The organism is Streptomyces sp. NPDC006335, assembly GCF_040612795.1.
Taxonomy (GTDB): domain Bacteria; phylum Actinomycetota; class Actinomycetes; order Streptomycetales; family Streptomycetaceae; genus Streptomyces.
In genome coordinates, this window is record NZ_JBEXQX010000002.1 from 349,299 (window position 1) to 362,532 (window position 13,234).

At 74.5% G+C, this 13,234-nt stretch carries 8 protein-coding genes; 5 read left to right on the top strand and 3 right to left on the bottom strand.

Annotated features, from left to right (window positions below; all coding sequences use genetic code 11):
- Positions 1-278: 278 nt before the first annotated feature.
- Genes ABZ098_RS07555 through ABZ098_RS07565 form a run of 3 tightly spaced genes read right to left on the bottom strand, consistent with a single transcriptional unit; the run spans position 279 to position 3,412 of the window.
- Positions 279-401, bottom strand: a complete 123-nt coding sequence (locus tag ABZ098_RS07555; protein WP_356588218.1) for a hypothetical protein — start codon at positions 399-401, stop codon at positions 279-281.
- Positions 402-410: 9 nt separating this feature from the next.
- Complete coding sequence (locus ABZ098_RS07560) at positions 411-2,015, bottom strand: DUF5691 domain-containing protein (RefSeq protein ID WP_356588220.1); 1,605 nt, start codon at positions 2,013-2,015, stop codon at positions 411-413.
- 41 nt (positions 2,016-2,056) lie between these two features.
- Positions 2,057-3,412 carry an SWIM zinc finger family protein gene (locus ABZ098_RS07565; RefSeq protein ID WP_356588222.1) on the bottom strand — a complete coding sequence of 452 codons (1,356 nt, stop codon included), beginning with the start codon at positions 3,410-3,412 and terminating at the stop codon, positions 2,057-2,059.
- A gap of 157 nt (positions 3,413-3,569) precedes the next feature.
- Between ABZ098_RS07565 and ABZ098_RS07570 the strand changes: the two genes are divergently transcribed.
- The 5 genes from ABZ098_RS07570 (at position 3,570) to ABZ098_RS07590 (ending at position 12,951) form a co-directional block, all read left to right on the top strand.
- On the top strand, positions 3,570-4,700 hold the full coding sequence (locus tag ABZ098_RS07570; RefSeq protein WP_356588224.1) for an AAA family ATPase: 1,131 nt from the start codon (positions 3,570-3,572) through the stop codon (positions 4,698-4,700).
- A 429-nt stretch (positions 4,701-5,129) separates the two neighbouring features.
- Positions 5,130-7,970: a DUF5682 family protein gene (locus tag ABZ098_RS07575; protein WP_356589337.1), complete on the top strand. Its 2,841-nt coding sequence runs from the start codon at positions 5,130-5,132 to the stop codon at positions 7,968-7,970.
- A 547-nt stretch (positions 7,971-8,517) separates the two neighbouring features.
- Complete coding sequence (locus tag ABZ098_RS07580; RefSeq protein ID WP_356589339.1) at positions 8,518-9,648, top strand: VWA domain-containing protein; 1,131 nt, start codon at positions 8,518-8,520, stop codon at positions 9,646-9,648.
- A 264-nt stretch (positions 9,649-9,912) separates the two neighbouring features.
- Positions 9,913-10,968: a hypothetical protein gene (locus ABZ098_RS07585; RefSeq protein ID WP_356588226.1), complete on the top strand. Its 1,056-nt coding sequence runs from the start codon at positions 9,913-9,915 to the stop codon at positions 10,966-10,968.
- A 183-nt stretch (positions 10,969-11,151) separates the two neighbouring features.
- Positions 11,152-12,951 (top strand): hypothetical protein, encoded by a 1,800-nt coding sequence (locus tag ABZ098_RS07590; protein ID WP_356588228.1) that lies wholly within the window; start codon positions 11,152-11,154, stop codon positions 12,949-12,951.
- Positions 12,952-13,234 lie beyond the last annotated feature (283 nt).

Consider the following 13,234-nt stretch of genomic DNA (forward strand, 5'->3'; position numbering starts at 1 on the left):
GAGGAGCACCCGCCCCGGTGGCGGGCACCCCGGCATAGAGCCCCCGCCCCACCCCGCCAAGGAGCACCCCGGTGGCGGGCACCCCGGCAAAGATCACCCGCCCAGTGGCGGGCACCCCGGCAAGGAACACGCGCCCGGTGGTGTGCGGGTCTGCCTTCGGGCTGGTGGCGACGGGGCTCCCCGCCTTCTGCCTGGTCGTGAACGGCCCGCGCCTTCGGGCTGGTGGGGGCGGGTCCCCATCGCCCCCCGGCCCGGACCATCGCCAGCCATCGCTTGAGCTACAGCGCGCCCAGTTCCTCCGCCGTCGCTGCGCGCAACCGCAAGGTCGTCACCAGGCGCTGGAAGGCCTCCGCCCAGTAGCTCCCGGCCCCGGGACGCGGGTCCTTGTCCTCGTACGGCACCGCCTTGAGCTACAGCGCGCCCAGTTCCTCCGCCATCGCCGCCCGCAACCGCAAGGTCGTCACCAGGCGCTGGAAGGCCTCCGCCCAGTAGCTCCCGGCACCAGGACTCGCGTCCTCTCTCTCGTCCGGTACCGCCATCAGTCCCTCCAGCCGCCCCGCCTCCGCCGGGTCGAGACACCGTTCCGCCAGCCCCATCACCCCGCTGAAACTCCACGGATAACTCCCCGCGTCCCGAGCGATGTTGAGCGCGTCGACCACCGCCCGCCCGAGCGGCGCGGACCACGGCACCCTGCACACTCCCAGCAGCTGAAACGCCTCCGACAAGCCGTGCGTCGCGATGAACCCGGCGACCCACTCGGCCCGTTCCGCGGAGCCCAAGGTGCCCAGCAGCTTGGCCCGCTCCGCCAGTGACACCGCCCCCGGCCCCCCGGCCTCCGGCGCCGCGGGCGTCCCGAGCAGCGCCCGCGCCCACCCGGCGTCCCGCTGCCGTACGGCGGCCCGGCACCACGCCGCGTGCAGTTCGTTCCGCCAGTCGTCCGCCACCGGCAGCGCGACGATCTCCGCGGGTGTCCGCCCGCCGAGCCGCCCCGGCCACGCGGACAACGGCGCGGCCTCCACCAACTGACCGAACCACCACGACCGTTCCCCCCGCCCCGAGGGTGCCTTCGCCACGACGCCGTCCCGCTCCATGCCCGGGTCGCACTCGTGCGGCGCCTCGACGAGGAGCGTCGGCCTGTCCCGGGTGTGGTCGACCGCCACGCACGCTCCGGCCCTGACCGCCATCCGCGCCGCCAGCGCCGAATCCGGCAGCGCGGACAGCAACTCCGCCGCCGTGGCCCGTACGTTGCGGCTCCGGTCGGCCAGCGCCTGCTCCAGGAACGGCTCGTCGTCCGGGCCCAGCCCCGTCCGCAGCGAGTCGAGGAACATCAGCCGGTCCTCGGCCCGCTCGGTCGCCCAGGTCGTCGCGAGCAGCTCGCGCCCGGCGGCGGGCTCCCGGGCCCGTATCGCCGCGAGGAGCGCGACCCGCTCGGCGAACAGGCCCTCCTCCCACAGCAGGCCGATCCCCGCGGTGTCCTGCGGCGGCGGCAGCGCCGCTCCGCCGCCGGGTGTCGCCCGCAGCGCGAACCGCCAGTCCGGGTTCAGCCGGGCCAGCCAGGTGGCACGCGAACCCGCGAACGCCAGCGCCGCCGGCCGCAGATCCGTCCGCCCCCGGGCCGCGTCCAGCAACGCGGGCAGCAGGTGCGGAGGCGCCGCGTAGCCGTGGGCGTTCGCCGCCGCGAGCCACTGCGGGAGCAGCTCCATCAGGTCCGGTGCCGTGCCCCTGCGGCCGCCGCCGCCCGTGCCCGGCCGGTCGGCGAGCAGCATCGCGAGCCGGCGGGCCGCCGCCGCGGGCAGCGCAGGCCGCGAGTCCTCCGGCGCCGGCTGCGGCCGTTGTGCCGCGCGCGCGGGCTTGAGTCCGGCCCGCCGCCGTACGGTCTCCACGGCCGCCGCGTCCAGCAACGCCACCGGCGCCTCGGGACCGGGCGCGTCGCCGGGCGGCGTGCGGCGCGCGGTGCCGAGCAGGGCCGAGGTGACGAGCTCCTCCCAGGCGTCCGGCGCGAAGGTCCTGTCCATGCGGTTCCTTTCCGTCCGGTCGAGTGCTCGGTCGGTTCCGTTCAGCACAGGGGCACCGCCTCGCCCGGGCCCTCCGGCCACGCCGTCAGCGGGGTGAAGCCACGGTGGCCGCACTCGCCGAAGACCTTCACCGGGGCCCCGCCCGCCAGCGCGACCAGCCGCCACAGGCCCGGACGGGAGCCGGCGGAGGCGGTCAGCGGCAGGGCCCAGTCGCCCTCGGCGTCGGCCAGTTGCCAGGAGTCCCCGTCCGGGGCCGGTATCACCCGGTCCAGGGTCACGGGCACGGAGTCGAGCCACGGGTCGTCCCGCAGCGCCTCGCCGTAGCGGGCGGCCGCCTGCTCGGTCGTCAGCCCTGGCGGTCGGGTCGCCGAGGGCGCGGGCGGCGCGAACCGCTCGCCGAGTGCTGCCCGCGACTGACCGGTACCGGGATAGGCGGACACCTCCGCCTCCAGCTCCAGCCCCACCGGCAGCGCCAGTTCGGGAGCGCGGCCGGCGGCACCGTAGGAAAGGAGCAGTGCCGTGCGGCCCGAGTCCGTGCCGTGCAGCCAGATCCGGCGGGTCGTCAGACGGGCGTCCGCCGTGTCGTACTGCGCGAGGACCAGCCAGCGGTCCCGTATCGCCGGGCCGTCCGCCGAGGCGGGCAGGCCGATCCGCGAACGGACCGTCGACGCGAGGCCGTCCGGCAGCCGCTCGCGGCGCAGCCAGCCCTGGTCGAGGAGGTGGAGGAGGGCACACTCCTCCAGCAGCCGCACCGGCCAGCCCGGACCGGACGACGGGATCGCCCCCAACTCCCGCACCCGCCCGGCGAGTCCCGGTGCCTGGGCGTCGACCATACGGGCGGCCGTCTCCTCCCACATGCCGTATCCCGCCTGTTCCGCCCCCGCCAGGCCGCCGCGCAAGAGGTCCGCCAGCCGCTGCTCCAGCTCCGTCGCCCCCGCCGTGATCCGCGCGGCCCGACGCTCCGCCCTGCGCCGGGCCGCCTCCGGATCACCGGACCCGGCAGCGGAACCGGCCGCGCCCGCCGTCTGCTTCTCCGGCGCGCGCTGCCTTCTCCCCTCTATCCACTGCTCCGCCCAGTCCGGTGCCCGGCCCGGCGGCACCGCTCCCTCCCCACCCGCCCAGAGCAAAAGCAGCCCGAGCGCGTGCTTGCACGGGAACTTGCGGCTCGGACAACTGCACTTGTACGCAGGACCCGCGGCGTCCGCGATGTCGATGACCGTCTGATACGGCTTGCTGCCACTGCCCTTGCACAGCCCCCACACCGTCCCCTCCTCGGAACTGCCCGCCTCGGACCACGGCCCGGCCGCCCCGAGTTTGCTTCCCGCTTTGCGTGAGGCGGCGTCAGGAGCCAGTGCCAGCACCTGATCCGCCGTCCAGCGCACCCCCTGCTGAGTCATGTCCTCGAAGGTAGATCCCCCCACTGACAATCGACCCCGGGCCGACTGCCGCTCCGGGCTCCCGGAGCGCGTTTCCGCAGGTCGGATCGCATTGTCAGTGGCGTGGTGCACGGTTGGTGACAGATCCGAACCGGCCGAGCTGGAGGGGGCCTCAGCCATGACTGTGTCTGTTGGACCGACGACCGTGGAACCGAAGCAGGGAGAACCGGCCGAGGCGTTGCGGCCGCATGCCGAGGAGGCGTTCGCCGGCGAGCTCGCCGCGCTGGCCGCGCAGGACGACCGTCCGCGCCCGGCCCGGTGGAAGCTGTCGCCGTGGGCGGTGGCGACGTACCTCCTCGGCGGCACCCTGCCGGACGGCACGGTGATCACCCCGAAGTACGTGGGTCCGCGGCGCCTCGTCGAGGTCGCCGTCACCACCCTCGCCACCGACCGCGCCCTGCTCCTGCTGGGCGTGCCCGGCACCGCCAAGACGTGGGTGTCCGAGCACCTCGCCGCCGCCGTCAGCGGTGACTCGACGCTGCTCGTGCAGGGCACGGCGGGCACGCCGGAGGAGGCGATCCGGTACGGCTGGAACTACGCCCAACTGCTCGCCAACGGTCCGAGCCGGGACGCCCTCGTGCCCAGCCCGGTGATGCGGGCCATGGCGGAGGGGATGACGGCGCGGGTGGAGGAGCTGACCCGTATCCCGGCCGATGTGCAGGACACGCTGATCACGATCCTGTCCGAGAAGACGCTGCCGATACCGGAGCTGGGCTCGGAGGTGCAGGCGGTCCGCGGCTTCAACCTCATCGCCACGGCCAACGACCGCGACCGCGGGGTCAACGACCTCTCCAGCGCCCTGCGCCGCCGTTTCAACACGGTCGTGCTGCCGCTGCCGGAGAGCGTCCAGGCCGAGGTCGACATCGTCTCGCGCCGCGTCGACCAGATCGGCCGCGCCCTCGACCTGCCGGCCGCGCCCGACGGCATCGCCGAGATCCGCCGTGTCGTAACGGTCTTCCGCGAGCTGCGCGACGGGGTGACGTCCGACGGCCGTACGAAGCTCAAGTCACCCAGCGGCACGCTCTCGACGGCCGAGGCGATCTCCGTCGTCACCAACGGGCTGGCCCTCGCCGCCCACTTCGGCGACGGGGTCCTGCGGGCCGGGGACGTCGCCGCGGGCATCCTCGGCGCCGTCGTCCGCGATCCGGCGGCCGACCGGGTCATCTGGCAGGAGTACCTGGAGGCGGTCGTCCGTGAGCGGGACGGCTGGAAGGACTTCTACCGGGCCTGCCGGGAGGTGAGTGCGTGAGCGGTGGCCTGGACCTCGGGCGGACGGACGGCAACCGGGGTGCGGACCGTGCGCGCGGCCTGACGGCGGCGGGCGGTCGTCAGCGGGCGCGCGGGATGTCGGGCCGGGGTGCTCGCGGGTGGTTGCGGCGAGGCCCGGCGGAGGGTGTGGAGACGGCGGAGACAAGGGGGACGCTCGTGACGGGTGTCGAGCGGAGCGGCGGCGTCGGGACCGGACGGTATGAGGACGACTCCAAGTGGCCTCGGAGGGGAGGGGGTCGGCGTGACGGGCGCGGGTGAGGTCGAGGGCGGGGCGGCGAGCGGTTCCGCAGGGGGCGTGGCCGAGGGGGCGGCCGGTGTGAGTGGGCCGGAAGGCGGGGGAGCGGCTCGGGGAGATGTGTCGCGGGGTGGGGGTGTGATCGACGTGGGTGTTCACGACAGTGAGGGCGGTGTGGGCGGCGCCGGCGTCCCTGTCGGCCGGAAGGCCGGTTCCGGGCCGTTGCTGCTCGGGGTGCGGCATCACGGGCCCGGGTCGGCGCGGGCCGTGCGGGCGGCGTTGGACACTGCCCGGCCCCGGGTCGTACTGATCGAGGGGCCGCCCGAGGCCGACGCGTTGATCCCGCTGGCCGCCGAGGAGGACATGCGACCGCCGGTGGCGCTGCTCGCCCATGCCGTGGACGAGCCCGGCCGTTCGGCGTTCTGGCCGCTGGCCGAGTTCTCCCCCGAGTGGGTGGCGATCCGCTGGGCGCTGGAGCACGAGGTCCCAGCCCGTTTCATCGACCTGCCGGCCACACACACGCTGGCGTGGGGGAGGGACGAGGCGGGCGAAGCGCCGACGGGCCTACCGGGCGAACCCTCCGCCGGGGTGCCCGAGTCGAGTGGGGCCGAGTCGAGCGGGTCCGAGGCCACGGGCGTTGAGGGCTCGGGCGGCACGGGCGGCACGGCGGCCGGTGGCGCCGCAGGACCGGGCACGCAGGGCGCCCCGGCGTCGGGTGCGGGCGACGTCGGGACCGCCGACGCGCAGGGCACCGACCCGTCCGGCGAGCGCTCCGCTCCGGTCGACGAGAACGCCGCCACGGCCGACGAGAACGCCGCCACGGGGGACGGGGGCGCCGCTCCGGGCGACGAGCCCGCCGTTCACGAGGCGGTCCGTGTCGATCCGCTCGGGGTGCTTGCCGAGGCCGCCGGATACGACGATCCCGAGCGGTGGTGGGAGGACGTCGTCGAGCACCGGGGAGCGGGGCAGGGTGACGTGTTCGAGCCGTTCACCGTGCTGGAAGAGGCGATGGGGGTGCTGCGGGAGACGTACGGGACCGGGGGACACGACCGGGACCTCGTGCGGGAGGCTTACATGCGGCTCCAGGTGCGGGCGGCGCAGCGGGAGTTCGGGGACGACGTGGCCGTGGTGTGCGGGGCCTGGCACGTGCCCGCGCTGCGGCAGAGGAGCACGGTCGCCGCCGACAAGGCCCTGCTGAAGGGGCTCCCCAAGGTCAAGGCGGACATGACCTGGGTGCCGTGGACCCACCGCAGGCTCTCGCGGCACAGCGGATACGGCGCCGGGATCGACTCGCCCGGCTGGTACGGGCACCTGTTCGCCGCGCCGGACCGGCCCGTCGAGCGGTGGCTGACCAAGGTGGCGGGGCTGCTGCGCGACGAGGACCGGATCGTGTCCTCGGCCCACGTCATCGAGGCCGTACGGCTGGCCGAGACGCTCGCGGCGATGCGCGGCCGCCCCCTGCCCGGCCTGAGCGAGACGACCGACGCGGTGCGGGCGGTGATGTGCGAGGGCTCGGACGTGCCGCTGGCGCTGGTGCACGACCGTCTTGTGGTCGGGGACGTCCTGGGGGAGGTGCCGCGGGCGGCGCCCGCCGTGCCGTTGCAGCGGGACCTCGACCGGATCCAGCGACGGCTGCGGCTCAAACCGGAGGCCCTGGAGCGGGAGTTGGAGCTGGACCTGCGCAAGGAGAACGACGCCGGGCGCAGCAGGCTGCTGCACCGGCTACGGCTCCTGGGCGTGGCGTGGGGGGAGCCGGTGGCCTCGCGGGGGAGCACGGGCACGTTCCGCGAGACCTGGCGACTGCGGTGGGAGCCGGAGCTGGCGGTGCGGGTCGCCGAGGCGGGGGTGTGGGGCACGACCGTGCTCGCCGCCGCGACGGCCAAGGCGGAGGCGGACGCCGTCTCCGCACCGGGGCTCGCCGACGTCACCGCCCTCGCCGAACACTGCCTGCTGGCCGAACTCCCCGACGCCCTGCCCACGGTGATGCAGATCCTCGCCGACCGCGCGGCACTGGACGCGGACGTCGGCCATCTCGCCCAGGCCCTGCCGGCGCTGGTCCGGTCCCTGCGTTACGGCGACGTGCGCGGCACCGACACCGGCGCTCTGACCGAGGTCGCCGCGGGCTTGGCCGAGCGGGTCTTCGTCGGGCTCCCCCCGGCTTGTGCCGCGCTCGACGCGGAGGCGGCGGAGGAGATGCGGCGTCATGTGGAAGCGGTGCACGGGGCGGTGGGCCTGCTGGGCGAGGTGGCGGCCCCGGACGACGCACCAGTCACTCCCGGCCAGGGCGAGGGCGACCCGAGCAAGTCTCCGGTGGCCGTTCCGGGGCCGGGTCCGGGCGGCAGGGGTGATGAGCCGGTTCCGGCCCACCACGATGCGCAGGCGCAGGCATCGGCTCATCGCGACGCCCAGGCTCCGGCTCACCACGGGCTCCGTGGCCGTTGGCAGGCCGTACTCAAGGTGTTGTCCCTGCGGGACACCGTGCCCGGCGTCATTCGAGGGCGGGCTGTGCGACTGCTGCTGGATGACGGGGAGTTGGCGCAGGACGAGGCGGCGCGGCTCATGGGGCTCGTGCTGTCGCCGGGGACGGAGCCTGGGGACGCGGCCGCGTGGATCGAGGGTTTCGTCGGGGGCGGTTCCGGCGGCGGGATGCTTCTCGTGCACGACGAGCGGCTGCTCGGACTCGTCGACGCCTGGCTGACCGGGGTCTCGGCGGAGGCGTTCACCGATGTGCTGCCACTGCTGCGGCGCACGTTCTCGGCGTACGAGCCGGGAGTGCGCCGGACCCTGGGCGAACTGGTCCGGCGGGGCCCTGGACAGCGGGGGAGCGCGGCGGGAGCCGGTCCCGGGACACCGGGTTTCGGAACCGACCTCGACAGCGACCGGGCCGACGCCGTGCTGCCGGTGGTGCGGCTGCTGCTCGGCCTGGACGACGACCACGACGACCACGACGACCACGACGACAACGGCGACTTGGCGCACGTGGACGACAACGACCTTGCGGGGGTGGCGGGATGATGACCGAGGGAGCGCGGACACCGAGGGGCGGGGCCGGCAGGACGGCCGCCGCTGTCGGGGACGGGCGTGGAACGACACCCGGTGACAGGGCCGGGTCCAGGGTGAAGCACGGCTCGATGACGAGCGTGCCTGTCGTCCCGCTGTGGGACCGGTTCCGGACGGGGGCACGGGCATGACGATCGAGTCGAGCGACCTGACGACCGAAGGAACTGCAGCGAGTACGGCGGGCCTGACTCCGGCCCCGAGCCTGGCTCCGATCGCGAGCCTGGCCCCAACCCCGGCCCTGGTGCGCGCCCCAGCCCTGGCCTTGAGGGAGGCGACGCACCCTCTGCGGGAACCGGCTGACGGGCAGGCGCCCGGCACCGGGGGAGGGGCGGCCGTGGCCCCGGGGCGGGTTCAGGGCGCGGTTCCCGGTGCCGTCCCGGCCGACGGACAGCCGACGGGCGCCGCGGAAGGGACGGCCACGGCACCCGTCCCCGCGAGCGCCGGCCCCGACACCGGCTCCCCCGTCCCCGCCCCCGCTTCCCCGTCTCCCACCGACGAGCGGCTGCGGCGTTGGCGGCTTGTGCTGGGTGGGGATGCGGCCGACGGGACCGGGTGCGCGCTCAGTGGGCAGGACGCCGCCATGGACGGGGCGTTGGCCGCGCTCTACGGCAGGGGGGACGTGAAGGGGCAGGCGGGGAAGGACCGTTCGGCGGGGCTCGGGGCCTCGGCACCGTCCGTCGCGCGGTGGCTGGGGGACATCCGGACGTACTTCCCCTCGTCCGTCGTCCAGGTCATGCAACGGGACGCCATCGACCGGCTCGGGCTGTCCACCCTGCTTCTCGAACCGGAGATGCTGGAGGCCGTCGAGGCCGACGTTCACCTGGTCGGCACGCTGCTCTCGCTCAACAAGGCGATGCCGGAGACGACGAAGGAGACGGCACGGACCGTTGTGCGCAAGGTCGTCGAGGACCTGGAGAAGAGGCTCGCCACCCGCACCCGGGCGACACTCACCGGTGCCCTCGACCGCAGCGCCCGCATCAGCCGGCCCCGCCACCACGACATCGACTGGAACCGCACGATCGCGGCCAACCTCAAGCACTACCTGCCGGAGTACCGGACGATCGTGCCGGAGCGGCTGGTCGGATACGGCCGGGCCTCCCGTTCGGTGAAGAAGGAGGTCGTCCTGTGCATCGACCAGTCGGGGTCGATGGCGGCGTCCGTGGTCTACGCGTCCGTGTTCGGAGCGGTACTGGCGTCCATGCGGTCGATCGACACCCGGCTCGTCGTCTTCGACACCGCGGTCGTCGACCTCAGCGACCAGCTCGACGACCCGGTGGACGTGCTGTTCGGCACGCAGCTGGGTGGCGGCACGGACATCAACCGGGCGCTGGCGTACTGCCAGTCGCAGATCACCCGACCGGCGGAGACGGTGATGGTCCTGATCAGCGACCTCTACGAGGGAGGCATACGCAACGAGATGCTCAAACGGGTCGCGGCGATGAAGGCGTCCGGAGTGCAGTTCGTGACGCTGCTCGCGCTGTCGGACGAGGGAGCGCCCGCCTACGACCGGGAACACGCGGCCGCCCTCGCCGCGTTGGGCGCGCCGGCGTTCGCCTGCACTCCCGACCTGTTCCCCGAGGTGATGGCGGCGGCCATCGAGAAGCGCCCGCTGCCGATACCGGAGCCGGTGTGAATCCGGGCCGCCCGTTGGTGATTTGTCGACCCGGTGACCTGCGGCTTCGACCAGCAAAACGGACATGACTACGCATCGGTAACAGGGGACTTGCGCGACCTCGGGCACCCCGTGCAAGGATCGGCTTCTCCATAGTCTTCACCCTTCCCTTCCGATTCTCTTTCGTCTCGGCTCCCTTTCGCCTCCGTTCTCTTCCGTTCCGTTTCGCATTCCGTCTTGCACTGCGCTTCGCTTCGTCCCGTCGCACGGAAGGATCCGCTCCCCTTGACCTGGTCAGCAGTCCTTCCCGGTGCCGCTGCGCGCGTGCTGCGCGTGGTGGTCGGGCGGCGAGCGCTGCAAGTGGGGCTGCTGGTGAGCGGGTTGTTCGTGCTCGGCTTCCTCTGTGGGGAGCAGGCGCACGCGGCGGACGGCATCGGGGCATTGCCGGGCAGGGCGGTCGGTCAGCCGGTGCGATCACCGGCCGAGTTGAAGGCCACGGACGCGGCCGCAGCAAGCGGGACGGACACGGGCACGGGCACGGACGCGGACACCGGCACCGCAGAGGGCAGCGCACCCGACCCGGTTGCCCCCGCGCCGGTCGTCGCCGAACCCGGTACCGACACCCTCACCCACCCGGCCGGCGACGACGTCCACAGCCCGCTGACCGAGGACGTCATCGGCACCGTGGCCCACGGCGTCGTGCCGCCGGTCGGTGACCTGGTCCAGCCCGTCGGTGATCTCCTCGACACGGTGACCACGGGGTTGACCGAGACGGTCGGGATACCGGCGGGGTCCACTCCGCCGGGGTGGCCCGCACCGCCGGGGTGGCCCACGCTGCCGTCGTTCCCGGAGTCCCCGTCGTGGCCGACCCTGCCGACGGTGCCCGGCGCCCCCGCGGTTCCGGGCCTGCCCGGGGCGCCGGGGCAGACCTTGCCCGCACCCGCGCCGGTCACCTCGGCGCCGCAGCCCCAGCCGCGGGATCACGCGGAGGGGAAGCCGGCCGGTGACGAGAGCTCCGAAGCCGGCGGTGCCGAGCACGGGTCGCGGTTCGCCGGTCACGGCACCGTCACCGAGCCCGTCACGCGGTCCTCCACCCACCGCACCACATCCACATCTCCCTCCACCGCCCACGCCCCCGCGCACCAGGCGCCCTCCGACAACCCGGGCGGAGCCCTGGGCGGCAAGTCGGCCGTGGACAACGGCTCGTCGCGACACGGCGACGCGCATGCCATCACCCCCGACCACCGTGCGCCGCTGCGTCTCGTGCCCGGTGCCGCCGCGAGCGTCGACGCGGCCGGGACCCGGGACAGACACCGGGACATCCCCGTATTCCCCGGCTAGGGCAGACCTTCCCCCGCCGACCTGCCGCGCAGGGGCGGAACAGGTTTGCCCCAGCCGTTCGGACACTCCCAGATCTCTCTGTAGATCTCTTCGTACCTCCGGACGGATCCCCCTGGAGCCCTGTGGCTCCGGATGTCCCCGTGCCTCACCAGGCACCCCAAGATCCAGGGATCTGACGCACTCATGAACAAGAACATCCGCCGTTCCATCGTCATAGCCGCCGGCGTCACCGGTGCGTGGGCACTCGGCTCCACCGTGGCCAGCGCGGACGAACTCCCGGCGACCTCCCTCTCGGCGACGGACACGGCGACCGACACCGTCACCGACACCCTTGACGCCACGATCGACGGAGTCGTCTCCGACGTCACCACCACCGCCGCCGAGACCGCCAGCGTCGGCACCCCCGTCCACGACACCACCGGCACCGCTCGGAAGGCGACCGCCGGCACCACCGATCAGGCTCCCCGCCCCGTGAAGGGCGCCGCGGCCATCCAGGGCGCGAAGGCGGCCCGGGCCGCGCAGGCCGAGGCGAAGGCCAACGCCGCTCAGGCAGCCGCCGCCAAGGCCGCCGAAATCGCCGTACCCGCCACGCCGACCACCCCCGTACCCGCCACGGCCACCGCTCCCAACACCCCCACGACCCCCGACCGCGACGTCGACTACCTCTTCGGCCCCCTCTCCGCGTTCGCACCGGAGGTCGAGCGGGAGCACACTCTCGCGGGAGCGGGCCGCGCCGCGACGGGTGCGACCGGCGCGGCGCAGGCCACGCTCACCGGAGCGCAGGGCCGGACCGCCGACGTCTCCGGCACGGCCGGGACCGAGGCCGGCGCCGTCGGGGCCGCCGCCGAAGCCACCGTCTCCTCCGTCCCGAGCCACGTGACAGGCACGGTGAACGGAGTCCGCGAGCAGACCCTCGGCACCGTCGCCGGCGCCCCCGGCATCGTCACGTCCATCGTCGATCAGACGGTCGTCGCGGTCGTGCCGCCCGTCGTGACGGCCACCGTGGACGGCGTGGTGCCGGTCGCCCCACAGGCGGTGGAGGATGTCGTGCCGGTCGCCGAAGGGGTCGTGCCCGCCGTCGGGCGGACCGTGGGCGGGGTGACCCCGCTCGTCACCGGCACGGTGGCCGGCGTGAGGCCGGTCGCCACGGGAGCCGCCGGCGGGGTCGCCGGGACGGCGGGGCACGCCGTGGGCGCGGCGACGGGGCTGGCGTACGGCGTGGTCGGGGACGTGTCCCCGGTCGTGGGCGGCACAGTCCAGGGCGTGCACCCGGTGGTCGGCGGCGCGGTCGCCGGAGTCGGGGCGCTCCGGGACGGCGTGGCCGGGTACGCCACCGGCACGGTCGCCGGTGTGCTCCCGGTCGTCGACGGGGTCGTCGCCGACGTGCCGCCCTACGCCACCGGTCTCGTCGGGCAGGTCGCCCACGACACCACCGACGCCGTGCTGCCGCCGGTCGTGAACACCGCCGTGCACGGCGTGGTGCCGGTCGCCGGGCAGGCCGTCAAGGACGCGACCGCCCTCACTCAGGGCGTCACGGCCGACGTCGAGCCCTTCGCGACCGAAGTCGTCGCCGACGTCGCGCCGCTCGCGTACGGCGTGACCGGCCACGTCACCGACCTGGCGTACGGCGTCTCGGATGGGGTCCCGGTGTTCGCGCAGGGCGTCGCCGGGGCTGTCGGGCCAGTCGTCGGCACCGTGGCCCGGACGGTGGAGCCGGTGGCCGACACCGCCGCGTCGCTGGCGTACGGCGTGACCGGCCCCGCCACCGACCTGGCGTACGGCGTCACGGGCGGCCTCGCGCCCTTCGCGTACGGCGTCGTCGGAGAGGCGACCCCCGTCGCAGGCCAGGCAGGTCCCTTCGCCGGCGATCTGACCGGGACCCTCCAGGACACCTCGGGGCCGCTCGCCGGGCACGCCGTCACCGGCGTCCACGGCGTGGCCGAGTCCCTCACCCCGGGCTACGTGCAGGACCACCGCGCCTGACCGTCACCCACCACCGACTCCGTGAGGCGACGCACCCCGGACGGCCGAAAGCCGTCGGCCTGTCCCGCCGGAGCCTCACGGACGGGGCGGAGAGGTCCCCATTGGGGTGGGGATCTACCGCCCAGGCCCCTTGGAGAGTGTGAACAAGGGGCTGTACCAGGGGCCTCACCGGGCCAACCCCAGCCCGGTGAGGCCCTTCTCCATGCGCCCGCGAAGGCCTGCCCCCTGACCTCACATGCGGCACGCCGTGCCAGTGAGCGCGGCATCATGTGACAGGTATCAC